Below are 23,495 nucleotides of genomic sequence, written 5' to 3' on the forward strand. Positions count from 1 at the left end.
GTCACAGACGCGCGGTGAGCCATTGCGTCTGACGGCGCCACTGCTCCAGCTGGCCGCCTTCGTGGCCGTTGAACGCGTACACCTCGATCGCCTTGTCGTCGGACCCGCAGTGGTTGTAGGCGGCGAAGACGCTGGACGGAAGCACAGTGCCGTCCATCAGGCCCACCGAGAACAGCGCCGGCGCGTGGATGCGACGCGCGAAATTGACGCCGTCGAAGTACGACAGGGTCTGGAACACGCGTTCGACCTGGTCGCGGCGCACGGCCAGGTACTGCTCGATCTCGCGGAAAGGGTGGCCGGGCGTCAGCTCGACCGATCGGCGGAAGTGGCAGAGGAAGGGCACATCGGGCATCGCCGCGGACACTGCCTCGTGCAGGCCGGCCGCGGCCAGAGTGATGCCGCCGCCCTGGCTTCCGCCGGTGACGCTGATGTGCGCCGGGTCGACGAACGGCAGGTCGGCGGCCACGTCCACGAGCCGCACGGCGTCGGTGAACAGACGCCGGTAGTAGTACGTGTCGGGCGCCCCGATGCCGCGGGTCATGAAACCGGGCACCGAACCCTCCGACCCGTGCGGGTCCGGAGTGTCGCCGCCGGTGCCCCAGCCGCTGCCTTGACCGCGCGTGTCCATCAGGATGTGCACGTAGCCTGCCGCCGCCCACTGCAGGCGTTCGCCCGGGATGCCGCGGCCGCCGTTGTATCCGATGTACTCGATGACGGTGGGCAGCCGGTCGGTCGTGCGGGGGCGGGTCACCCAGGCGCGGATCGGCTCGCCGCCGAACCCGCTGAAGGCGAGGTCTTCGATGACCAGCTGCGTGATGGGCGAGTCTGCGGCATCCAGCGTCGGCGGCGCCGCCTGCGCGCGCGCCTCGTCGAGCGTTCGACGCCAGAACGCGTCGAAGTCGTCGGGCTCGGCGACGTCGGGTCGGAAGGTGCGGAGTTCGTCGAGGGTGAGATCGGTCAGCGGCACGAGGTCACCGTACACGACCGGAACCGCTCTTCGCTCGGCGGGGGTTGCGGTGGCTGCACGGTTCGGCTTATTCTTGCGTACAGCGCATCGAAACGCTTCGATGATTCGATGATGCACTGCCCCGACCTGCCGACACGACGACCGTGCCGGCATCGACATCACGACGAGTGGAGAAACGTGAGCGACGAAGTCTCACCCCGCACCCGTAGCGCGGACTTCCGTGATTCAGGTCTGTCGTTTCCGTCCGGATTCACCTTCGGATCGGCGACGGCGGCCTACCAGGTCGAGGGCGCTGCAGACGAAGACGGCCGCAGCCCGTCGATCTGGGACACGTTCAGCCACACGCCCGGCAAGGTGTGGAACGGCGACACCGGTGACGTGGCGTGCGACCATTACCACCGCTGGGAGCAGGACCTCGATCTCATGGCGGACCTGGGTCTGAACGCCTATCGGTTCTCGATCGCCTGGCCGCGCATCATGCCTGCCGGCACCGGTGCGGTCAACCAGGCGGGCATCGACTTCTATTCGCGCCTCGTCGACGGTCTTCTGGCCCGCGGCATCCGCCCTGTCGCGACGCTGTACCACTGGGACCTGCCCCAGACGCTGGAGGATGCCGGGGGCTGGCCGGTGCGTGCGACCGCAGACGCGTTCGAGGCCTACGCGGGAGTGCTGGGGGCAGCCCTCGGCGACCGCGTGCACACCTGGACGACATTGAACGAACCGTGGTGCACGGCGTTCCTCGGGTACGGACAGGGCGGCCACGCGCCCGGTCGGAAGGAGCCGGCGGCCGCCCTGGCCGCCGCGCACCATCTGAACCTGGCGCACGGTCGTGCGATCCAGGCGCTGCGGACGGCCTCGACCGGGGCTCCCGAGTACTCGGTCACCCTCAACCTGCACGTCGCGCGCGGTGATGCCGAAGCCGTGCGCCGCATCGACGCCGTCGGCAACCGCGTGTTCACCGGTCCGATGCTACGCGGCGTCTACGACGATGACCTGATCTCCGACACCGCGGCGCTGACCGATTGGGGGTTCGTCCAGGACGGCGATCTGGCGCAGATCCACCAGCGGGTGGACGTGCTGGGCGTGAACTACTACTCCACCAACACGGTGCGGATGTGGGACGGGCTGACGCACCGTCAGGCCGGCGATGGTCACAAACCGGCTCAGGGCGGCACTGCCTGGCCGGGCAGCGACGAGGTGGTCGAGTTCGTCGAACAGCCCGGGCCGCACACGGCGATGGGCTGGAACATCGCCCCCGACGGGCTGCTGGAGCTTCTGCACGGGCTGCGCGACGCGTTCCCCGACCAGCCGCTGATGATCACCGAGAACGGCGCGGCGTTCGATGACGTCGTCGCAGCCGACGGCGCCGTGCACGACACCGAGCGCGTGGACTATCTGCGTCGACATCTGACCGCGGCCCATCGCGCGATCGAAGACGGCGTCGATCTGCGGGGCTACTTCGTGTGGTCGCTGCTGGACAACTTTGAGTGGGGCTACGGCTACGCCAAGCGGTTCGGCATCGTACGCGTGGACTTCGACGACCAGCGACGCATCGTCAAGGACTCCGGGGCCTGGTATCGCTCGCTCGCCACGACGAGTGTGCTGCCGGACTGACATGGGGGTGACAGCGATCGTTACGCTCGCGTTACCTCACCCGAATTGACGAAACGCCGAGGGCGTGGTTTCTTTAATCGAAGCGGTTCGACAGCGAGACGTCGGCAGTGAGAAGTCGACGGTGAGCTCGAGCACACAAGGGAGTGACATGTTGCGACATGAGGCGGACTGCCGGCGGCACGTGGCGGGTGCGCGATGACGGTCTCAGCCGTCCTGCCCGAGGTGGCCGCCACCGAGCTCGAGCAGACCGGTCAGAGCAAGCGGCACCAGCGTGAGAAGCGAGCCGGCGGCCGCAGGTCGTACGGCATGTTCTGGTGCATCGTGCCGTTCCTGGTGCTCGTGTTCCTGTTCTCGTACTTTCCGCTCTACGGGTGGATCTACGCGCTGTTCGACTACAAGCCCGCACTGGGTCTGTCCGGCAGCGAGTTCGTCGGGCTGCAATGGTTCGAGATGCTCGTCAGCTCTCCCACTCAGCTCGCCCAGATCGCCCAGGTGCTGGAGAACACGCTGGCCATCAGCTTCCTCGGGATCGCGACCTCCGTCCTCCCGTTGGCCTTCGCGGTGTTCCTCAACGAGGTGCGCACGCCCTGGTTCCGCAATGCCGTGCAGACCCTGACCACGTTGCCGAACTTCATCTCGTGGGTGCTCGTCTACATGATCGCCTTCTCGCTGTTCTCCAGCAGCGGCCTGGTCAACAGCATCCTCACCGACTCCGGCCTGATCACCGCGCCCATCAAGTTCCTCGACACCGATCAGCACGTGTGGCTGACCATGACGCTGTGGAGCATCTGGAAGGGGCTGGGATGGGGCGCCATCATCTACCTGGCCGCCATCGCCGGCATCGACCAGTCGCTGTACGAATCGGCGCGCATCGACGGGGCCGGACGCTTTCAGACCATGTGGTACATCACGGTGCCGCAGTTGATGCCGACCTATCTCGTGCTGCTGCTGCTGTCGGTGGCGAACCTGCTCAACAACGGCATGGAGCAGTACTTCGTGTTCCAGAACGCGTTCAACAAAGAGCACATCCAAGTGCTCGATCTGTACGTCTACAACATCGGCATGACCGGTAACAACCTGTCGATGGCCACCGCGATCGGCATGCTCAAGAGCATCATCTCGGTCGTCCTCCTGTTCACCGTCAACACGATCGCCAAGCGCGTTCGCGGCACCTCGATCGTCTGAGGAGGCGAAGATGACAAGCGTCTCGACAGGGGTGCGCCGCGGCCGCCCGGGTGACATGGTCTTCACGATCGTGAACTACGCGATGTTCCTGCTGCTGGTGTTCCTCTGCGCGTACCCGTTCTACTACCTGATCATCAACTCGGTCAGCGCGAACGACGTCTCGGCGCTGGGCGACGTGCGCTGGCTGCCGGTGGGCTTCCACCTGAACAACTACAAAGAAGTGTTCCAGCTGGACGGTCTGCCCATGGCGGCGGTCGTCAGCGTGGGCCGCACCGTCATCGGCACCGCGGCCACGGTGCTCGCCTCGGCGTTCCTGGGGTTCATGTTCACGCAGAGCAAGATGTGGGGGCGCCGGTTCTGGTACCGGTTCGTGATCGTCACGATGTACTTCAGCGCGGGCCTGATCCCGGTGTTCATCATCATGAAGAACCTCGGCCTGACCAACAACTTCTGGGTGTACGTGCTGCCGTTCATCGTGCAGCCGTTCTTCATCATCCTGGTCAAGACCTATGTCGAGTCGATGCCGGAGTCGCTGCAGGAGGCCGCCGAGGTCGACGGCGCGAACATCGTGCAGACCTTCTTCCGCATCTACCTGCCGAACATGACGCCGATCCTGGCGACGGTCGCCATCTTCTCGGCGGTCGCCCAGTGGAACAGCTTTCAGGACACGCTGATCTACGTCACCGATCAGAGTCTGTACACGCTGCAGTACCTCCTGTACATGTTCATCAACCAGGCCAACAGCCTGGCCCAGGCGGCTCAGAACGCCGGCGGCAACCTGTCGTCGATCGTCTCGGCGGCGACGTCGCAGACGCCCACGTCGATCCGCATGACCGTGTCGGTGATCGTGGTGCTGCCGATCATCTTCATCTACCCCCTGTTCCAGCGCTTCTTCGTGAAGGGCATCATGCTGGGCGCCGTCAAGGGTTGACGGCGACCGGTCCCACCAGAAAGGAATGCAATGAAGCTGAAGAGGAAGGTGGCGGTCCTCGCCGTCGGCCTGCTCGCGGCCGGACTCCTGTCGGCGTGCAGTGCCAGCACGACGACCTCCGACAAGGCTGCCGTCACCACGTTTCCCACGAAGTGGGACAAAGAGATCACGATCGACGTGTTCGACGGCCTGGCCAACTACATGGGCGTGCAGCAGGGCTGGTTCGCCAAGCTCGTCAAAGACAAGTTCAACATGAAGCTGAACATCATCGCCCCCAACGTCGCCGGTGGCGGTGACACGCTGTACAACACGCGGGTCGCAGCGGGCGACCTCGGCGACCTGATCGTCACCGACAAGGGCCAGAAGCTCGACGAACTGGTCAAGGGCGGCCTGGTCTCGGACATCACGCCGTACTACAAGGCGATGAAGAACGTGGCCGAGTTCGACAAGGCCACCCAGAACATCAACGAGGGCAAGAAGGGCATCTACGGTCTGCCGACGCAGGTCTCCTCGATCAAGCCCACCGAGCCGTCCGAGGGACTGGACCCCACCTTCGGCCCGTTCCTGCGCTGGGATCTGTACAAGCAGGCCGGCTACCCCCAGATCGACACGCTCGAAGATCTGCTGCCCGTGCTCAAGCAGATGCAGGAGGAGCAGCCCACCGCCCCCAACGGCAAGAAGACGTATGCCATCTCCCTGTTCAAGGACTGGGACGGCAACATGATGAACAACGCCAAGCAGCCCACGTGCTTCTACGGCTATGACGAGATGGGCTTCGTGCTGGCCAAGGCCGACGGCTCGGACTACCAGAGCATCCTCGACCCCGACGGCGAGTACATGCGCACCCTTGCGTTCTTCGACAAGGCCAACCAGATGGGCCTGATGGACCCCGAGTCGACGACGCAGAACTATGACACGCTGTTCTCGAAGTACCAGAACGGTCAGGTGCTGTTCTCGTTCTGGCCGTGGCTGGGGCAGTCGGCGTACAACACCGAGGCGAACATGAAGGCCGGCCGAGGCTTCGAGATCGCGCCGCTGAAGGACATGAAGGTGTTCTCGTACGGCGCGGCCGCCTACGGCGGTCAGCAGGTGCTCGCGATCGGCTCGAAGGCCAAGGACCCCGAGCGCATCGCGGCGTTCATCGACTGGCTCTACTCGACAGAGGGCACCTACACCAACAACAGCCAGACCATGGGGGCCGCCGGCCCGGAGGGACTGACCTGGGACATGGGCAGCGACGGCAAGCCTGAGCTGACCGATTTCGGCAAGAAGGTGTTCCTGAGCGGCACCGCCGATGTGCCGGCGCAGTGGGGCGGTGGTGACTACATCAAGGGCACCTCGGCTCTGAACGTCAGCGCCGTGCTGCCCAACGACATCGACCCGGCCACGAAGCTGCCGTTCAACTACAAGGCCTGGCCGAGCTACCAGAAGCTGACGCAGACCCCGCTGTCGACCGACTGGTCTGAGCACATGGGGGATGCCACTTCCACGATGGAGTATCTGCAGAAGAACAAGGAGCTGCTGGTCGGGGCGGGTGCGAGCTATACGGCGCCCACCGACAGCTCGGAGATCGAGACGCTGCGCAACCAGATCAAGTCGATCATCGTGCAGTACTCGTGGCAGATGTCCTTCGCCAAGGACGACGCGGAGTTCGCCCACCTGCAGAAGGAACTGATCTCGAAGGCGAACGGTCTCGGCTACGCGAAGGTGCTGAAGGTCGACATGGACAACGCCAAGCAGCAGAACGACCAGCGCATCGCCGTCGCGGCCGCGTTCAAGTGATCATCCGCTGACCGATCGAGACGACGGGCCCGGGGCATGTGCTCCGGGCCCGTCGTCGTGCTCTGGGGCGGTGGTGAGCGGTCGCGGCATCCCGATCAGGAGATGTGGCGCGCGAACACGCTGCGGAACAGGAACGCCGTGGCGTAGGCGCCGACCGAGAAGCCGACCGTGGCCAGGATGACCACGAAAGGCGGGAACAGCAGGGTGATGCACAGCAGCGCGACCGGGATGAGGATGATCCCGAACGTGCGGGCGGGCTCGGCGCCCGGCAGCAGCAGGGAGTTCTTCAGCGTCTGCCTCAGCCCGGCGTCGAACCACGAGACCAGGGCCATCGCGTACATCCAGGCCATGAACACGTAGACGGCTGCCAGCGCGGCGATCACCGCGCCGGCGGCCCCGAGCGCGTTCTGGTTGAACCACCAGAAGACGGCGCTGAAGGCGAGCAGCGCGAACGGCACGAGCAGGAACAGCGACAGCAGCGACGCGCGGGCCGCGTTGCGTCCGAAGGCCGGGAAGAAGTCCTTCAGCGGGTGGCCGCTCTCGTCGTCGCTGTAGCGGATCGTCACCTCGTACAGGGCACTGGTGGCCGCCCCGACCGTGACGATCGGAATGCAGCACACGAGGTACAGCAGGTTCAGCGCGACGAACGCCAGGAACGTCGTCACCCCCTGCAGGGTCTTGCCGTTCGGGTCGATCTGCACGACCGAACCCTATCCGACGCGCGAGGCGAGCGTCGGCGGCAGCAGCAGCACCTTGCCCGGGTTCTGGTGGGCCAGCAGGGCCCGCAGCGCGTCGGCGGCCGCCGCGCCGATCTGCTCGGCGGGGATCGCGATGCTGTCGGCGAGCCCGGCGACCGCCTGCGCCATCTCGGCGGGGCACAGTGCGATCACGGCCGGCTCGCGCGCGGCGGCCGGGCCGTCGGTGGCGTTCAGCCGTGCCGCGATGTGCGGCAGCGCGCCTTCGTTGTGGATCAGGATGCCGGTCAGCTCGGCGTCGGCGTTCAGCACCGCATCGACGACCGCGCCGGCTTCGGCGCCGCTCGGGCAGGCATGCACGCTGCCGACGAGGCCGTGCTCGTCGCAGCCGTCGAGGAACCCGCGCATGAGTCGGTCGGCATAAGAGGTATGCCGGTCCATGACCTCGGCGGGTGCGCCGAACAGCGCGATGCGGCGGTGGCCGAGTTCCGCCAGCCGCTCGGCGGCCAGCCGGCCGGCCGCTTCGAAGTCGAAGTCCACGCACACCAGGGAGTCCGCCCCGGCAGGCAGGCCGATGAGCACCGACGGGATCTCCAGACCCTCGAGGGTCTGGATGCGCGGGTCGTTCGACTCGATGTCCATCACGAGCAGTCCGTCGACCATCGATGCGCGCGCGGCGTGGCTGAGCCCTGCGGCATCGTCGCCGGTCAGCAGCAGGATGTCGTAGTGGTTCGCGCGCGCCTCGGTGACCACGCCCCCGACGATCTGCATCACGACGTGCACGTCGACGCCGGACCGCAGGGGAGCCTGCAGTCCGATCACGTTCGTCGAGCGTGACGCCAGTGACCGCGCGCTGGCGTGCGGGCTGTACTCCAGATCGGCGATGGCCTGCGTCACGCGGTCCTGCGTCTCCTGCGAGATGGTGCGCTTGCCGCTCATCACGTATGACACGGTCGAGATCGACACTCCGGCCGCGCGTGCGACGTCGGCGATGGTCACCATGCAGACTCCTTCGGTTGCAGAAGCATGTCCGCTCCCGGCCGCAGCGCCAGGTGGTGGGCGGGCAGGCCAGGTGCGTGCACCTCTATTGTGTGGGCTGTGTCGTCGGCGGCAGCGTTGGTGGCGATCGCGTCGCGTCGCAGCCGGATGCTGCGGATCCGCCCGCCGCTCCACTGCAGATCGACGCGCACCCCGCCTCGGGCTCGGAGACCGCGCACCTGTCCGTCGGGCCAGCCGGGCGGCAGCGCCGGCAGGACGCGGATCACTGCGTCGTGCGACTGCAGGAGTGCTTCGGCGATGGCCGCGGTCACGCCCAGATTGCCGTCGATCTGGAACGGCGGGTGCGCGCTGAACAGGTTGCGGTACACACCGCCGCGCTGCCCGTAGCCGCCGTCGCGTGCACCGGCGTCCACCGGGCGCAGCGACATCTCGATGTGCTGTGCGAAGCGTTCGCCGTCGCCCAGGCGCGCCCACATCGCCGCGCGCCAGGCCAGTGCCCATCCGGTCGATTCCAGGCCGCGCGCCGTGATCGAGGCGGCGGCGGCCTCGGCGAGCTCGGGTGTCCTGCAGGGTGTGATCTGCGCGAGAGGGAACAGCCCGACCAGGTGCGAGAGGTGCCGATGGTGCGGGTCCACCGCCCGGTGCGGCGGGATCCATTCTTCGATGAGGCCGGCCGCATCGATCGCCGGTTCGGGAAGCAGTGCCACCAGGCGTGTCAGCTCGCCGACCCACGGGTCGTCCCGGCCGAGCGCGTCGGCCGCATCCGCACAATCGCGTGCGAGTCCGCGCAGCAGCGCGGCGTCCATCGTCGCGGTGGTGGTCACTGCGCGCTCGGACCCTCCGGCACCGACGAACGGGTTCTCAGGCGACGTCGACGGGCTGGTCCACGCCCGCTGGCCGTCGGTCTGGATCCACGACAGCGCGAACTGCGCGGTGGCCGCCAGCACCGGCCATGCGCGTTCGCGCAGAAAGGCCCTGTCGCGCCCATAGGCGTAGCGCTCCCACAGGTGCAGTGCGAGCCACACGCCGCCCATCGGCCAGGCCGCCCACGCGGGGTCGCCGTGTCCGGCCCCGACCGGTCCGGCATGCCCCCATGCGTCGCTGTTGTGGTGCATGACCCAGCCGTCGGCGCCGTACCAGCGCCGTGCGACTTCGGCCCCGGGGCCGGTGGCCACCCGCTCCACGAAGCGCAGCAGCGGTTCGTGGCATTCGGGCAGCCCGGTGGATTCGGCGGGCCAGTACGCCATCTCGAGGTTGATGTTGGTCGTGTACGCACACGACCAGGGGCCGGGCAGCTCGGTGTTCCACAGGCCCTGCAGTGTGAGGGGCAGGGCCGTGCCGCGCGAGGATGCCGCCAGCAGGTACCGGCCGTAGTGGAAGACGAGCGCCGCGAGCCCCGGGTCCGGCCGCGTCTGTGCGCGTGCGACGCGGTCGTCGGTGTCGAGGTCGGCGGCGTCGGCGGGCCCGGGCAGCTCGAGCGCGCACCGGTCTATCAGCTCCGCATGCGCGGCGGCGTGGGCGCGGTGTGCGGAGGCGGGGTCGGCGAGGGCGGATGCGGCGGCCTCGAGCACGGCGCGCGCCCGGGAGGCGGCATCCATCCCCTCGTCGACGTGAGGGTTGGAGATGGCCTCGTCGCCGGGCAGTCCTGCCGAGGTGGCGGTGCCGATGATCAGCAGGTGCACGCGGGCAGGCTCCAGCCGCAGCCGGCCGTCCTGCGACAGCCGGCCTGTCGAGCGGATCGCGACCGCGCCCGTGCGCCCGTGGTCGGGGTCGTACCGGATCGGCTCGGGTGGATGCTCGTGCCCCGGCGCGACGTCGATCGGCAGCAGCCAGGTGGCCACCGCGTCGCCGTCGATCTCACGGGTGGGGGCGTCTGGCGGCAGCAGCGAGTCGACCGTCGCGCTCACCGCGACCGGCTCGTCTGCCGTGATGCGATGCACGAGAGCGCCGGTGGGGACGTCGGCCCAGGTCTGGTGGCAGACCTCGATCCCGTCGACGCGGTAGCGCAGCGACGCGATGCCGGTGCGCAGATCCAGGCGTCGACGGCACTCGGCGCCGGTGTCGGTGTCGGCGGCGGTGTCGGGCCGGGGCGCGGCATCAGGAGGGGTGTCGGCGTCGCGGCCGGGCACGGTGTGCACGGCGACGTCGAGGTGAGCGAGCGGCAGGTACGCCTGCACCCACGGGGTCTGCTGGTGCTGCAGCAGCCGCTCGGCTTCGGCCGGATCGTCGCGGGCGATCGCCGCTCGCACGGCTGCCAGGGCCTGCGGGCCGAGGGATGCGGGGTCCACGGTGGCTGGGCCTGCGGGGGCCGGCCCCGACCATGCGGTGATGTCGTTCAGCCACAGTCGCTCGCCGCCGACCCGCCCCGCGCACAGCGCGCCGCGGGTGCCATTGCCCACCGGCAGAGCATCGGTCCAGACCTCGGCGGCGCCCGAGTATCGCAGTGTGTGAAGAGCATCGCGGCTCGGCGTGGACGGCAGCACAAAAGCTAGTATATGGTCTGATTGTTGAAACGCTTCGACAGCCACCGGGCTGTCGGGCACCGACCCATCGAAGAGCGGGAGCACATGTCACCGACGACGCGCGACACCGGGCGGTTCGACGCGCTGACCGCGGATGCCGGCATCCTGTTCGGCGCCGACTACAACCCCGAGCAGTGGCCGCGCGAGGTGTGGGTCGACGACGTCGCGTTGATGCGCGAAGCCGGGGTGAACCTGGTCACCGTGGGGGTCTTCAGCTGGGCGATGATCGAGCCCGAGCCCGGTGCACGCGAGTTCGGCTGGCTCGATGACGTGCTGGGACTGCTGCACGAGGCGGGCATCGGCGTCGACCTCGCCACGCCCACCGCGTCGCCTCCGCCGTGGCTGGGAGTGCGCCACCCCGAGACGCTGCCGGTGGACCGCGACGGCGTGCGATTGATCGCGGGCTCCCGCAACCAGTTCACTCCCGCCTCGCGGGTGTACCGCGAGGCGGCGCTGGCCGTCACCGGCGACCTCGCCGCGCGCTACGCCGGTCATCCGGCCGTGCGCATGTGGCATGTGGGCAACGAGTTCGGCCAGCTGGACTATGGCGACGAGGCGGCACGCGAGTTCCGCGCGTGGCTGCGCGCCCGCTACGGCACGATCGAGGCGCTCGGCGAGGCCTGGGGCACGGCGTTCTGGTCGCAGCGCTACAGCGACTTCGATGAGATCCTGCCGCCGAGGCGCATGCCGTACCTGGTCAACCCGGCGCAGTCGGTGGACTTCCGCCGCTACAGCTCCGACCAGCTGCGGGCCGTGTTCCGCGAGCAGCGCGACGCGATCCGCGCCGCCGGGGCCGCGCAGCCGATCACCACGAACTTCATGGGCGTGTTCGCGCACGCCGACTATCGCTCGTGGGCAGACGACGTCGACGTCATCGCCGACGATCAGTACCCCGATCAGGCCTCGCCCACCGCGCCCGCCGACATCGCACTCGTGCAGGACCTGATGCGTTCGCTCGGCGGCGGGCGGCCCTGGCTGCTGATGGAACAGGCCGTCAGCGCCACATCCTGGCGACCGCACAACCTGCCGAAGTCTCCCGCGCGGGCGCGGCTGGATTCACTGCAGGCAGTGGCGCGCGGCGCGGACGGCATCTGCTTCTTCCAATGGCGTCAGTCCCGCTCGGGCGCCGAACGCTTCCACTCCGCACTCGTGCCGCACGCCGGTGCCGACACCGACGTGTTCCGCGGCGTCGTGCGCCAGGGAGCCGACCTGCAGCGCCTGCGCCCCGTCGTGGGCGCCCGCGTGCAGGCCGACGCGGCGATCGTGTTCGACTGGGCGTCGTGGTGGGCCTCGAGCGAGTCGGCCGCACCCACCGACCGGCTTGACACCGTGGCCGAGATCACCCGCTGGCATCGCGCGCTGTGGCGCCGGGGCATCGCCGTCGACGTGGTCGCCCCGACCGCCGACCTGACCGGGTACCGGCTCGTCCTGGCGCCGCACTCCTATGTGATCGAACAGGATGCCGCGGCGGCCCTGACCGCGGCCGTCACTGCGGGCGCCGACCTCGTGGTCGGCCCCTTCAGCGGTGTGGCCGATGCGAACGGCGCCGTGTACGCCGAGCGGTCGCCCGCACTGCTGCGCGAGGTCGTCGGCGTCAGCGGTGAGCAGTGGTGCGCCCTGCCCGACCCGTCGGTGCCGCTGGTCTGGACCGACGGTGCAGAGCCTGCGGCAGGAGTGTCCGTCGGGACCGCGTCGATCCTCGGCGAGCAGCTGCGCTCGGAGGGCGCACACGTGCTCGCCCGCTACGGCGCCGGCCCGCTGCAGGGGCGCCCGGCGATCACCCGTCACCCGTACGCGGCGGGCACCGCCTGGTATCTGGGCGCGGTGGTGGACGATGCGGTGCTCGACGACGTGATCGGGCGGGCCGCGGCATCCATCGACCGCCCCCTGGCCGGATACGACCTGCTGCCCGACGGGCTCGAGGTCGTTCGGCGCGGCGAGGCCCTTTTCCTTCTCAACCATGGGGACCCCCGACGCGGCGGCGAGGCGGTCGAGGTGACAGTGCCCGCCGGCCTTGTCGACCTGCTCACCGATGAGGTGAGCGGCGAGGTCGTGGCCATCGCCCCCGACGACGTGAAAGTGCTGATCGAAAGGCAGGACCGGTGAAGTTCACCGACGGATATTGGCTCACCAGGCCGACCCTCACCCCGCTGTACGCCGTCGAGGTCGATGACATCCGCATCGACGAGACGGCGGGAACGATGACGGTGTACGCGCCGACCGCGGTGATCCGCGACCGCGGCGACACACTGAACCGGCCGATGCTCACCGTCGTGTTCTCGTCGCCGGCCCCCGGGGTGGTCAAGGTGCGCGTCGTGCACCATGCCGGCGCCGTGCACCGCGGACCGGACTTCGATGTGCGCGGCCAGGACGGCTTCCGGCCGCAGCTGAGCGTCGACGGCCGCGAAGGCGTGTTGACGTCGGGGTCATTGCGGGTGCGCGTGGCCCGCAGCGGCGGATGGCACGTCGACTTCGAGAGCGACGGACGGGTGCTCACCAGTTCGCTGCCGCGGTCGGTCGGACACATGACCGGCATCGGTGCGTCCGGCGCAGGTGTTCAGAGCGCGGACCGGGAGCCGACGTGGGTGCACCAGCAGCTCTCGATCGAACCGGGCGAGCGCATCTACGGGCTGGGCGAGCGCTTCGGCGCGTTCGTGAAGAACGGGCAGACCGTCGATGCCTGGAACGCGGACGGCGGCACCTCGAGCGAGCAGGCCTACAAGAACGTGCCGTTCTACGTGTCCAGCCGCGGGTACGGAGTGTTCGTCGACCATCCCGAGAACGTCTCGTTCGAAGTCGGCAGCGAGGTCAACTCCCGCGTGCAGTTCTCGGTCGCGGGCGAATCGCTGGACTACTACGTCATCGACGGTCCCACACCCAAGGACGTGCTGCGCCGCTTCACCGGGCTGACCGGGCGCCCGGCGCGTGTGCCGGCATGGTCGTTCGGGCTGTGGCTGACCACCTCGTTCACCGCCAGCTACGACGAAGACACCGTCTCGGCGTTCGTGGACGGCATGGCCGAGCGCGACATCCCGCTGTCGGTGTTCCACTACGACTGCTTCTGGATGCGCGAGTACCAGTGGACGGACTTCGAGTGGGACTCCCGGGCCTTCCATGACCCGACCGGTCAGATCACCCGCATGCACGAGCGGGGAGTGCGCGTGTCGGTGTGGATCAACCCCTACATCGCGCAGCGCTCGGCGCTGTTCGACGAGGCCGCAGCGCGCGGCTACCTGCTGCGGCGCACCGACGGCAGCGTCTGGCAGTGGGACATGTGGCAGGCCGGCATGGGGCTGGTCGACTTCACGAATCCGGATGCCGCGGCCTGGTACGTCGACAAGCTGCAGCACCTGCTGGACCAGGGCGTCGACACGTTCAAGACCGACTTCGGCGAGCGGGTCCCGGTCGAAGGCATCGTCTGGCACGACGGATCCGACCCGCAGCGCATGCACAATTACTACGCGAAGCTCTACAACGAGGTCGTGTTCGGGGCCCTCGAGCGGCACCGCGGTGCCGGCGACGCGGTCGTGTTCGCGCGGTCGGCCACGGCCGGCTCGCAGCAGTTCCCCGTGCACTGGGGCGGCGACAGCGATTCGACGTTCCTGTCGATGGCCGAGTCGCTGCGCGGCGGGCTCTCGCTCGCGATGAGCGGGTTCGGCTACTGGAGCCACGACATCGGCGGCTTCGAGGGCACCCCCGACGCGGGCCTGTTCAAACGGTGGGTGGCGTTCGGTCTGCTCTCGTCGCACTCGCGGCTGCACGGCTCGTCGTCGGTGCGGGTGCCCTGGGCGTTCGACGGCGAAGCGGTCGAGATCACCCGGCGCTTCGCGAACCTCAAGATGCGGCTCATGCCGTACCTGACGGCCGTCGCCGAGCAGGCCCACACCGAGGGCATCCCGATGATGCGGCCGCTCGTGCTCGAGTTCCCCGACGACCGATCCGGCTTCGACGCCGACACGCAGTACATGCTCGGCGACGCTCTCATGGTCGCGCCGGTGTTCCGTGCCGACGGCAGCGTCGAGTACTACCTGCCCGAGGGGCAGTGGTCCTCGCTGCTGGACGGCACCGTCACCGACGGTCGCCGCTGGCGCACCGAGACGCACGGATACGACTCGCTGCCGCTGCGGGTTCGACCGGGCACCGTTCTGCCGTGGGGCGCCGTGGACACGCGCCCCGACTACGAGTGGGCCGACGGCGTCACGCTGCGCTGCTTCGCCCTGCCCGACGGGTACGACCGGGTCACCGTCGTCCCCGGCTTCGAGGGCGCGGACACCACCTTCCGCGTGCGCCGCACCGGTGACGTGATCACCGCCACCAGTGCCGATGCCCGGGCGCCGTGGGCGCTGCAGGTCGCCGACCGGCGGGCCGAGGCATCCGGCGCAGGCGAGCTCTCCCTATCGATCGAGGAGGCGACGCGATGAGCGCCGAACTGTTCCGTGACGTGCAGGCACCGCTTCACGAGCGCGCCCGCGACCTGCTGGACCGACTGACCCCCGACGAGCGGATCGCCATGCTGCACCAGGCGACACCGGCGATCGAGCGTCTCGGCATCGCCGCATTCCACACCGGCTGCGAAGCGCTGCACGGCGCGGCGTGGCTGGGGGAGGCGACGGTGTTCCCGCAGCCGGTGGGGATGGCGGCCACCTGGAACACCGACCTGGTGCGTCGCATCGGCGAGGTCGCCGGCACCGAGGTGCGCGCCAAGCACGCAGCCGACCCGCTGGTGAGCCTGAACGTCTGGGCACCCGTGGTCAACACGCTGCGCCACCCCGCGTGGGGACGCAACGAAGAGGGATACAGCGAAGATCCTCACCTGACCGGGCACCTGGGCGCGGCCTACGCACGGGGTCTGCGCGGCGACCACGAGCGCGTGTGGAAGACGGTTCCCACCCTCAAGCACTTCCTCGCCTACAGCAACGAGACCGACCGTTCGACGACGTCGTCCGAGATGTCGCCACGCACCCTGCACGAAGAGGAGCTGCCGGCCTTCCGCGAGCCGCTGGCCACCCATGCGGCCGGAGCGATCATGCTCTCGTACAACCGCGTGAACGGCATTCCGGCCCATACGCAGCCCGAGCTGGTGGCCGAAGCCCGTCGCTGGTCGGACGAGTCGATCGCGGTCGTCTCGGATGCCGGGGCCCCCACGTTCGTCGTCTCGCCGCAGCGCGCCCAACCCGACCATGCACACGCCGCCGCGGCGCTCGTGCGCAGCGGGCTGGATTCATTCACCGACAACGACGCCGACGCCGCACCCACGATCGCCCATGTGCGCGACGCCCTCGCACAGGGACTGCTGACCGCCGCCGACATCGACCAGGCGGTGCTGCGACTGCTCGAGCTGCGTCTGCGCACCGGCGAGTTCGACGGAGAGGCCGATCCGTACGGCGGCATCGGCGCCGATGCCATCGACGCACCGGGTGCGCGCGAGCTCGCCCGCGAGGCCGTCGCCCGGTCGGTGGTCGTGCTGCGCAACGACGCCGGCGTGCTGCCGCTGAACCAGCCCGCCCGGATCGCCGTGGTGGGGCCGATGGCAGATCTGGTGCTCACCGACTGGTATTCGGGCACCCCGCCGTACTCCGTGGGGATCGCTGCGGGGCTGCGTGAGCGCTACCCCGACGCCGAGGTCGTCACCGTCACCGGCGCCGACCAGGTCACCCTGGTCGCCCCCGACGGGGGCCTGCTGGTCGCCTCGCCCGACGGGCGTGAGGTCGACACCTCGGGGCGCGTGGCCGATGAGAACAGCCTGTGGGACCTCACGGACTGGGGCGACGGCATCCTGACACTGCGCTCCCACGCGAGCGGCCGGCTGCTGACCGGCGGCTCATGGCCCATGCGTGCCGACGCCGAGCGGGTGGGCGGCTGGGTCGTGCAGGAGAGCTTCCGCACGCACGTGCACCCCGACGGCACGCGGTCGCTGCTGCACCTCGGATCGGGCCGCTGGGTGCGCGTCGCCCGCGACTCGGGCCTGCTGCTGGCCGAGGCCCGCACCGTCGAGGAGGCGACCCGGTTCGGCGTGCGCGTCGTGAGATCGGGGCAGCAGGCGGTGGCCGAGGCCGCCGCGGCGGCCGAGGTCGTCGTGGTCGCGGTGGGCAATGATCCGCACCTGTCAGGGCGCGAGACCGAAGACCGGCCGCACCTGTTCTTGCCTGCGTCGGCGGTGGACCTCTGGCGCGCAGCGCGCGAGAGCAATGCTCGCAGCGTGCTGGCTGTCGTATCGAGCTACCCGTATGTGCTGGGCGCGGGGACGGCCGATGCCGAGACGGTGGTGTGGTCCAGCCACGGCGGGCAGGAACTCGGCCACGGCCTCGCCGACGTGCTCAGCGGCGACCGTGAGCCCGAAGGACGGCTGGCGCAGTCGTGGCCCGCCGATCCTGCGCAGGCCGGCGATCTGTTCGACTACGACACGCTGCGTCAGCAGGCGACCTACCGGCACCAGCCGGGGCGGTACGCCTTCGCTTTCGGCCACGGGCTGACGTACACGACCGTGGAGTACGAGGGCGTCGACCTGGCTGTGCCGGCGGTGGATGCGGTGCCGCCGACGCTGCGGCATCCGGCCCTCATGCCCGCCGACGACGAGCACGTGGTCGAGGCGACCGTCACCGTGCGCAACACCGGCGACCGCGCGGCCGAAGAGCTCGTGCAGCTGTACGCGCTGCCTGAGCCGGGGCTGGAGATCGCCACGCCGCGGCGGCTGCTGGTCGCGTTCGCGCGCGTGCGGCTCGAACCGGGCGAGACCCGCCGCGTGCCGCTGCGCTTCGCCCTGGAGCGGCTCGCCGTGTGGGACGAGTCGGCCCGCGTCGACGGGGCCGTGGACGACTGGCTGCATGCCGGAGCCCTGCGCGTGCAGCCCGGCGCCTACCGGATCGCCGCCGGCCCTTCGGCCGACGACCTGCCCGTGTCGGCGCCCCTGACGGTCGCCCCCTGACCCCCTGGGTCGGCCTCGCGCGCGGGGCGGGGCGCGCGGCGCGCGGCGGGGCGGGTCAGGGGAGCAGGGCGGAGGCCTGGTGGGCGGCGCCCAGGGCGACGTACTCGGCCGGAGACGGCACCTCGACAGGGACGCCCAGGACGTCCGGTGCGATGCGGCGAACCGCCTCCGACTGCGCGCCACCGCCGATCAGCAGTGCACGCCGCAGGGGCACGCCGGCCGATCGCAGCTGCTGCATTCCGAACGCGAGCCCGCCCAGCATCCCCTCGACCGCCGCGCGGGCGAGGTTCTCGCGAGTCGTCGAGGCCAGCGTCATGCCGCTGAGGGTCGCCGTCGCGTCGGGCAGGTTCGGCGTGCGCTCGCCCTCGAAGTAGGGCTGCAGCGACAGCCCGCCGGCACCGGCGGGTGCCGCCAGCGCGAGGTCGCTGAGACCGGCATGGTCGACGCCGAGCAGTCCGGCTATCGCGTCCAGCACCCGGGCCGCGTTCAAGGTCGCCACCAGGGGCAGCCAGGCGCCGTCGGCCGAGGCGAAGCCGGCGATCGTTCCCGTGGGGTCGGTGATGCGCTCGGCGCTCACGGCGAACACGGTGCCGCTCGTGCCGATCGACACGACCGCGTCACCGGGCCGTGCGCCCAGGCCCAGCCCGGCCGCGGCGTTGTCGCCGGCGCCGGCGCCGGCCAGCCTGCCGGCCGGGTCGGTCACCGACTGGGTCGGGCCGAGCACGCGCGGCAGCACGACGTCGTGGCCGAGGGCGGCCACCAGCAGTTCGCGGTCGTAGCCTGACGGGCCCCAATAGCCGGTGCCCGAGGCATCCGACCGATCGGTCACCAGCTCAGAGAGATCGGGGTTGTCGGGACCGAACCCGCGCAGCCGCCAAGTGAGCCAGTCGTGCGGCAGCGCGACGGCCGCCACGCGTGCGGCGTTCTCGGGCTCGTTGTCGCGCAGCCAGCGCAGCTTGGTGATCGTGAACGATGCGACCGGCACCAGTCCCGTGCGGGCGGCCAGCGTCTCGGCGCCGAATTCGGCGATGAGATCGGATGCCGTCCCCGCCGATCGGGTGTCGTTCCACAGCAGAGCCGGGCGGATGACGCGTCCCGCGTCGTCCAGCACCACCATGCCGTGCTGCTGCCCGCCGATCGCCCACGCCTCGACGCCGTCGAGGCCGCCGGCCGCACCGATCGCCGACTGCAGTGCCTGCCACCAGGCTTCGGGGTCGACCTCGGTGCCTTCCGGGTGGGATGCACGCCCTTCACGGACGATCGCCCGGGTGGCGGCATCCATCACGACGACCTTGCACGACTGGGTCGACGAGTCGACCCCCAACACCTGCGCCATGCTCTTCCTCTGTTCGTGCGACATCGACCGTGAGAGTGCATCTGCGCCGTGAGAGAGGGGGTGACACCCGCAGTCTCACCCGTCAGATGCACTCTCACGGATGGAGGGGTCGGGTCAGCGGGCGCCGAGCAGGTGCTCGGTGGCCAGCTGCTGCAGACGGACGAATCCGAAGCCGCGCGCGCCGAAGTACGCGTTGGCGTCGAAGTCCTCGAACGCCGACCGGTCGGCGAGCAGTTCGGCGTAGCTCTCGCCGTCGCCGAGGGTCGGCTGGGCGAGCTCTGCCACGCGCGAGGCCTCGAGCGCCTGCTGCACCTCGGGGTCGGCGCGGAAGGCCGCTGCCCGCTCCTTGAGCAGCAGGTACGTGCGCATGTTGGCTGCGGCCGAGTCCCAGACACCGGTCTCGTCCTCGGTGCGCGAGGGCTTGTAGTCGAAGTGGCGGGGGCCTTCGTAGGCCGGTCCGCCGTTCGGCCCGCCGTTTTCGAGCAGGTCGACCAGCGCGAACGCGTTGTGCAGGTCGCCATGGCCGAACACCAGGTCCTGGTCGTACTTGATGCCGCGCTGACCGTTCAGGTCGATGTGGAACAGCTTGCCGTGGTAGAGCGCCTGCGCGATGCCGGCGGCAAAGTTCAGCCCCGCCATCTGCTCGTGCCCGACCTCGGGGTTCAGACCGACCATGTCGGGGTGGGCCAGCGAGCCGATGAACGCGAGGGCGTGCCCGACGGTGGGGAGCAGGATGTCACCGCGGGGCTCGTTCGGCTTCGGCTCGATCGCGAACCGCAGGTCGTACCCCTTGTCGATCACGTACTCCGACAGCAGGTTCACCGCCTCGCGGTAACGCTCCAGCGCCGAGCGGATGTCTTTCGCCGCGTCGTATTCGGCGCCCTCGCGGCCGCCCCACATCACGAGCGTGGTGGCGCCCAGTTCGGCGGCCAGGTCGACCTGACGCAGCACCTTGCGCAGGGCGTAGCGGCGCACGCTGCGGTCGTTCGAGGTGAACCCGCCGTCCTTGAACACGGGCGGGCTGAACAGGTTCGTGGTGACCATCGGCACCTTCAGGCCTGTGGAGGCCAGCACGCCCTTGAGGCGGTCGATCTGACTCTGACGCTCGGCCTCGGTGGAGCCGAACGCGAACAGGTCGTCGTCGTGGAACGTCAGGCCGTATGCGCCGAGCTCGGCGAGCTTCTCGACGACATGCACGACGTCCATCGGCGGGCGGGTCGGCCCGCCGAACGGATCGGTGCCGTTGTAGCCGATCGTCCACAGTCCGAAGGTGAACTTGTCTGCGGGGGTGGGGGTGACCATGGGAGGCTCCTTCATAAATGTTGCTGACGACAACGTATAGCAGAATGGATGCCGTGTCCAGTGGTTCGTGGTGATGCACAACAAATCCCGTACAGTGGTCGCGTGGGCGATGCACAGACATCGCCGAGGGAGGGCGCATGGCGACCAAACAGGGAGTGCGCAGAGCGAACCTGGCCGCCGTGCTGCGGCTCGTCCATCGCGAGGGTCCGCTCTCTCGCGCGGCGCTCACGCAGGCGACGGGGCTGAACCGCTCCACGGTCGGAGACCTGGTCGCCGCCCTCGCCGATGCGGGCCTGGTCGTCGAGCACGAGCCCGATGCGCTGCGCAAAGTGGGGCGGCCGTCGCCGGTGGTCGCCGCGGTGCCCGAGATCGTCGCGATCGCCGCCAACCCCGAGGTGGACGCGCTCACGATCGCCGCCGTGGGCCTGGACCGCGGCATCCGCGCGCGTGTGCGCCTGGAGCGAGACACCCTGCTCACACCCGAAGAGACGGCACAGCTGATCGGCGAGCAGCTCGCGCAGTGGCGTCGCGGCCCGCTGCGCAGGTCGCGGCCGGTCGCGGTCGGCGTCGCCGTACCGGGGCCGGTGCGCGCCTCGGACGGATTCGTGCGGGCCGCACCGCACCTGAAGTGGACCGGTGCCGCCCTCGCGCCGATGGTCACGCAGGCCACACGACTGCCCGCCGTGATCGGCAACGACGCCAACATGGGTGCCGTCGCCGAGCATCTGTTCGGAGCCGCGCACCGCCAGGACGACGTCGTCTACCTCAACGGCGGCGCCAGCGGCATCGGCGGCGGGATCATCCTCGGCGGCAGGCTCGTGACCGGCGTCGGCGGGTACACCGGGGAGTTCGGCCAGAACCGCCCCGCCGTCGCGTGCGAGGACGACCGCCGCAGTCCCGACGGCGTGCTCGAAGACGAGGTGAGCCGTGCGCGTCTGCTCGAGGCGGTCGGACTGCGCGGTGTCGACGACGCCCAACTGGCCGCGGCGCTGGCCGCGGGGGCTTCCGGCGGCGCGGCAGAGGGCGGCGCGGGGGCGAGCGCCGCCGCCGAAGTCGCCCGGCAGCGGCGCATCCTCGCCACGGCGCTGGCCAACGCGGTCAATGCGTTGAACCCGTCGGTCGTCGTGCTCGGCGGGTTTCTCGCGATCCTCGCGGCCGCCGATGTGCCGGGCCTGCTCGCCGACGTCCAGGCGCAGACGATGGATGCCACCTCCGAGCACCTCGAGATCCGCCCGGCCACGCTCGCCGACGACCGCCTGCTGATCGGGGCCGCCGAAGCCGCGTTCGCGGCGCTCCTGCACGATCCCCTCGGCTGACCAGGCGAGGCTGACGAGCCGGGCTGACCAGGCCCGGCCGGCGGAGCGTCAACGGCCGAGTGCCGCCAGGGTCAGGCCGACCGGGATGCTCACGGCGAGCAGGATCACGATGATCCGGAACGTCCAGAGGGCACCGGGGTGGGCCGGTGCCCGGTCGCGGTGGGTGGCGACCACGACCAGGATGAGCGCGATCATCAGCATCGCGCCCGAGACGAAGGTGAGGGCGATCACGCCGGAGAACTGACCGACGAGCACTCCGACGTTGCCGAGCGTGAACAGCACGAACGAGGTCCAGGTGATCGGCTGGCGGGCGTTGGGGGCGAGCCATCCCATGGCGGCGCCCAGCACAGCCTGTGCCACGCCGGACACGAGCACGATGTAGGCCGTGGCCCATGCCGTCTTCTGGGTCGTCGAGTAGGCGGTGGCCGCGGCCAGCATGCCGCCGGCGATCACGCTGACCAGCGCGCAGACGAAGAACGGGAGTGCCCGCCGCAGCACGGCGGACACTCCCATCGTGGCAGTGCTCACACCAGGATCCGCAGCGGCTCGGCGAGCAGTTGCGTGAGATCGCGCAGGAACGCCGCGGCGGACGCGCCGTCGAGCACGCGGTGGTCGACGGTCAGCGTCAGCCGGGTGCGCGGGCGCACCTGCACTTCGCCGTCGATCACGACGGGCTCGTCGACCGTCGACCCGACCGCCAGGATCGCCGCCTCAGGCGGGTTGATCACGGCGGTGAACGAGTCGATGCCGAACATGCCGAGGTTCGAGACCGAGAACGTGCCGCCGGTCATCTCGTCGACTTTCAGACGGCCGGCGCGCGCACGGGCGGCGAGGTCCTTGACCTCGGCGCCGATCGCCGAGACCGACTTGCGGTCGGCATCCTTGACCACGGGCACCACCAGGCCGTCTTCGAGCGCGACGGCGACACCCACGTTCACGTGCTTGTGCCGCAGGATCGCGTCACCGCCGAACGAGGCGTTCACCTCGGGGTGTGCGGCCAGGGCCACGGCCACGGCGCGCACGACCAGGTCGTTGACGCTGATCTTCACGCCCGATTCGGCCAACCGCGTGTTGATGTCACGGCGCACCTCGGTCAGGCGCGAGGCATCCAGCACCGTCGTCAGCTGGAACACCGGGACGAGCGCCGCCTCGGTCAGCCGACGCGCGGTCACCTTGCGGATCTGCGACATCGGCACGCGCTCATCGTCGTCCAGCGCGGTCGCGACGGGTGCGGCCGACGGGGCGGGCGCGGCAGCGGCCGGGGCGGTGGGGGCGGATGCCGCAGCCGGCGCGGCCTGCTTCTGCCCGGCGCCGTCGGAGCCGAGCAGCTGCTCGACGTCGGCACGGACGATCCGGCCACCCGGGCCGGTGCCGGTGATCGTGGCGAGGTCGATGCCGTGGCTGCGTGCGAGCGAGCGCACGAGCGGGGTCGCCTTGATCCGCGACCCCGACGATGCGGGGGGCTCGGCCTCTTCGGCGTCGGTCTCGTCCGCAGGCGACGGGGCCGGCTGCGCTTGTGCAGCGGGCGCGGCGGGAGCCGCGGTCTCGGCAGGCGTCTGGGCAGGCGCTTCGGCCTGCTGCTCGGCGGCGTCTTCGGCGGCGGGGGCGGCGGCCTCGGCGGGAGCGGCCGCGGGGGCCGCGGCATCCGACCCTCCACCGGAGCCAGAGCCGGAGCCGTCGCCGATCACGGCGATGGGCGCCCCGATCGCGACGTTCTCACCCGGCTGCACCAGGATCTTCTCGAGCACGCCTGCTTCATAGGCCTCGAGATCCATCACCGCCTTGTCGGTCTCGATCTCGGCGAGCACGTCGCCGCGCTCGATCTTGTCGCCCTCGGCTTTGAGCCACTGGGCGATGGCACCTTCGGTCATCGTGTCCGAAAGGCGGGGCATGAACACATCAGGCATCGCTTACGGTCCTC

Annotated in this window: 16 protein-coding genes; 8 read left to right on the forward strand and 8 right to left on the reverse strand. The window is 69.9% G+C overall.

Annotation, left to right across the window (positions count from 1 at the left end):
• Position 1 precedes the first annotated feature (1 nt).
• Positions 2–967 carry an acetylxylan esterase gene (locus tag QU603_RS02190; RefSeq protein ID WP_308492868.1) on the reverse strand — a complete coding sequence of 322 codons (966 nt, stop codon included), beginning with the start codon at positions 965–967 and terminating at the stop codon, positions 2–4.
• Positions 968–1,144: 177 nt separating this feature from the next.
• On the opposite strand from QU603_RS02190, the gene QU603_RS02195 reads away from it, so the two are divergent.
• From QU603_RS02195 to QU603_RS02210, 4 genes are all read left to right on the forward strand, one after another.
• Positions 1,145–2,581, forward strand: coding sequence for a GH1 family beta-glucosidase (locus QU603_RS02195; protein ID WP_308492869.1), 1,437 nt, complete (start codon positions 1,145–1,147; stop codon positions 2,579–2,581).
• A 195-nt stretch (positions 2,582–2,776) separates the two neighbouring features.
• Complete coding sequence (locus tag QU603_RS02200) at positions 2,777–3,766, forward strand: ABC transporter permease (protein ID WP_308492870.1); 990 nt, start codon at positions 2,777–2,779, stop codon at positions 3,764–3,766.
• A 10-nt stretch (positions 3,767–3,776) separates the two neighbouring features.
• The gene (locus QU603_RS02205) at positions 3,777–4,697 is read left to right on the forward strand and encodes a carbohydrate ABC transporter permease (RefSeq protein WP_308492871.1); all 921 of its coding nucleotides are present in this window, start codon (positions 3,777–3,779) and stop codon (positions 4,695–4,697) included.
• Between the two features lie 30 nt (positions 4,698–4,727).
• Positions 4,728–6,479: a type 2 periplasmic-binding domain-containing protein gene (locus QU603_RS02210; RefSeq protein WP_308492872.1), complete on the forward strand. Its 1,752-nt coding sequence runs from the start codon at positions 4,728–4,730 to the stop codon at positions 6,477–6,479.
• Between the two features lie 95 nt (positions 6,480–6,574).
• Here the strand turns inward: QU603_RS02210 and QU603_RS02215 are convergent, their stop codons facing one another.
• From QU603_RS02215 to QU603_RS02225, 3 genes are read right to left on the reverse strand one after another with little or no spacing between them, the layout of a single operon-like run.
• Positions 6,575–7,180, reverse strand: a complete 606-nt coding sequence (locus tag QU603_RS02215) for a YesL family protein (protein ID WP_308492873.1) — start codon at positions 7,178–7,180, stop codon at positions 6,575–6,577.
• 9 nt (positions 7,181–7,189) lie between these two features.
• Positions 7,190–8,176 carry a LacI family DNA-binding transcriptional regulator gene (locus QU603_RS02220; RefSeq protein ID WP_308492874.1) on the reverse strand — a complete coding sequence of 329 codons (987 nt, stop codon included), beginning with the start codon at positions 8,174–8,176 and terminating at the stop codon, positions 7,190–7,192.
• Positions 8,170–10,656, reverse strand: a complete 2,487-nt coding sequence (locus tag QU603_RS02225) for a glycosyl hydrolase family 95 catalytic domain-containing protein (RefSeq protein WP_308492875.1) — start codon at positions 10,654–10,656, stop codon at positions 8,170–8,172. Before QU603_RS02225 ends, QU603_RS02220 begins: the two co-directional genes overlap by 7 nt.
• Before the next feature lie 84 nt (positions 10,657–10,740).
• On the opposite strand from QU603_RS02225, the gene QU603_RS02230 reads away from it, so the two are divergent.
• From QU603_RS02230 to QU603_RS02240, 3 genes are read left to right on the forward strand one after another with little or no spacing between them, the layout of a single operon-like run.
• Positions 10,741–12,801: a beta-galactosidase gene (locus tag QU603_RS02230; RefSeq protein ID WP_308492876.1), complete on the forward strand. Its 2,061-nt coding sequence runs from the start codon at positions 10,741–10,743 to the stop codon at positions 12,799–12,801.
• Entirely contained in the window at positions 12,798–15,116 is a 2,319-nt protein-coding gene (yicI, locus tag QU603_RS02235) for an alpha-xylosidase (protein ID WP_308492877.1), read from the forward strand. The genes QU603_RS02230 and yicI overlap by 4 nt, the downstream gene beginning before the upstream one ends.
• Positions 15,113–17,620: a glycoside hydrolase family 3 C-terminal domain-containing protein gene (locus QU603_RS02240; RefSeq protein WP_308492878.1), complete on the forward strand. Its 2,508-nt coding sequence runs from the start codon at positions 15,113–15,115 to the stop codon at positions 17,618–17,620. The genes yicI and QU603_RS02240 overlap by 4 nt, the downstream gene beginning before the upstream one ends.
• A gap of 55 nt (positions 17,621–17,675) precedes the next feature.
• Here QU603_RS02240 and QU603_RS02245 read toward each other — a convergent pair whose 3' ends face one another.
• Entirely contained in the window at positions 17,676–18,956 is a 1,281-nt protein-coding gene (locus QU603_RS02245; protein WP_308492879.1) for a xylulokinase, read from the reverse strand.
• A 114-nt stretch (positions 18,957–19,070) separates the two neighbouring features.
• On the reverse strand, positions 19,071–20,258 hold the full coding sequence (gene xylA, locus QU603_RS02250) for a xylose isomerase (protein ID WP_308492880.1): 1,188 nt from the start codon (positions 20,256–20,258) through the stop codon (positions 19,071–19,073).
• A gap of 137 nt (positions 20,259–20,395) precedes the next feature.
• On the opposite strand from xylA, the gene QU603_RS02255 reads away from it, so the two are divergent.
• Entirely contained in the window at positions 20,396–21,574 is a 1,179-nt protein-coding gene (locus QU603_RS02255) for an ROK family transcriptional regulator (RefSeq protein WP_308492881.1), read from the forward strand.
• A 48-nt stretch (positions 21,575–21,622) separates the two neighbouring features.
• On the opposite strand, the gene QU603_RS02260 is transcribed toward QU603_RS02255, so the two are convergent.
• Both QU603_RS02260 and QU603_RS02265 read right to left on the reverse strand, forming a co-directional pair.
• On the reverse strand, positions 21,623–22,102 hold the full coding sequence (locus tag QU603_RS02260) for a hypothetical protein (protein WP_308492882.1): 480 nt from the start codon (positions 22,100–22,102) through the stop codon (positions 21,623–21,625).
• Positions 22,099–23,466: a dihydrolipoamide acetyltransferase family protein gene (locus tag QU603_RS02265; RefSeq protein ID WP_308492883.1), complete on the reverse strand. Its 1,368-nt coding sequence runs from the start codon at positions 23,464–23,466 to the stop codon at positions 22,099–22,101. The genes QU603_RS02260 and QU603_RS02265 overlap by 4 nt, the downstream gene beginning before the upstream one ends.
• Between the last annotated feature and the right edge of the window lie 29 nt (positions 23,467–23,495).

Origin of the sequence: Microbacterium terrisoli, assembly GCF_030866805.1 — a bacterium.
Taxonomy (GTDB): domain Bacteria; phylum Actinomycetota; class Actinomycetes; order Actinomycetales; family Microbacteriaceae; genus Microbacterium; species Microbacterium terrisoli.

Excerpts from the sequence above, each read along its gene's own strand:
- QU603_RS02200 (WP_308492870.1), top strand. The coding sequence starts at position 2,777 with ATGACGGTCTCAGCCGTCCTGCCCGAGGTGGCCGCCACCGAGCTCGAG.
- QU603_RS02205 (WP_308492871.1), top strand. The coding sequence starts at position 3,777 with ATGACAAGCGTCTCGACAGGGGTGCGCCGCGGCCGCCCGGGTGACATG.
- QU603_RS02210 (WP_308492872.1), top strand. The coding sequence starts at position 4,728 with ATGAAGCTGAAGAGGAAGGTGGCGGTCCTCGCCGTCGGCCTGCTCGCG.
- QU603_RS02220 (WP_308492874.1), bottom strand. The coding sequence starts at position 8,176 with ATGGTGACCATCGCCGACGTCGCACGCGCGGCCGGAGTGTCGATCTCG.
- QU603_RS02230 (WP_308492876.1), top strand. The coding sequence starts at position 10,741 with ATGTCACCGACGACGCGCGACACCGGGCGGTTCGACGCGCTGACCGCG.
- QU603_RS02240 (WP_308492878.1), top strand. The coding sequence starts at position 15,113 with ATGAGCGCCGAACTGTTCCGTGACGTGCAGGCACCGCTTCACGAGCGC.
- QU603_RS02245 (WP_308492879.1), bottom strand. The coding sequence starts at position 18,956 with ATGGCGCAGGTGTTGGGGGTCGACTCGTCGACCCAGTCGTGCAAGGTC.
- xylA (WP_308492880.1), bottom strand. The coding sequence starts at position 20,258 with ATGGTCACCCCCACCCCCGCAGACAAGTTCACCTTCGGACTGTGGACG.
- QU603_RS02255 (WP_308492881.1), top strand. The coding sequence starts at position 20,396 with ATGGCGACCAAACAGGGAGTGCGCAGAGCGAACCTGGCCGCCGTGCTG.
- QU603_RS02265 (WP_308492883.1), bottom strand. The coding sequence starts at position 23,466 with ATGCCCCGCCTTTCGGACACGATGACCGAAGGTGCCATCGCCCAGTGG.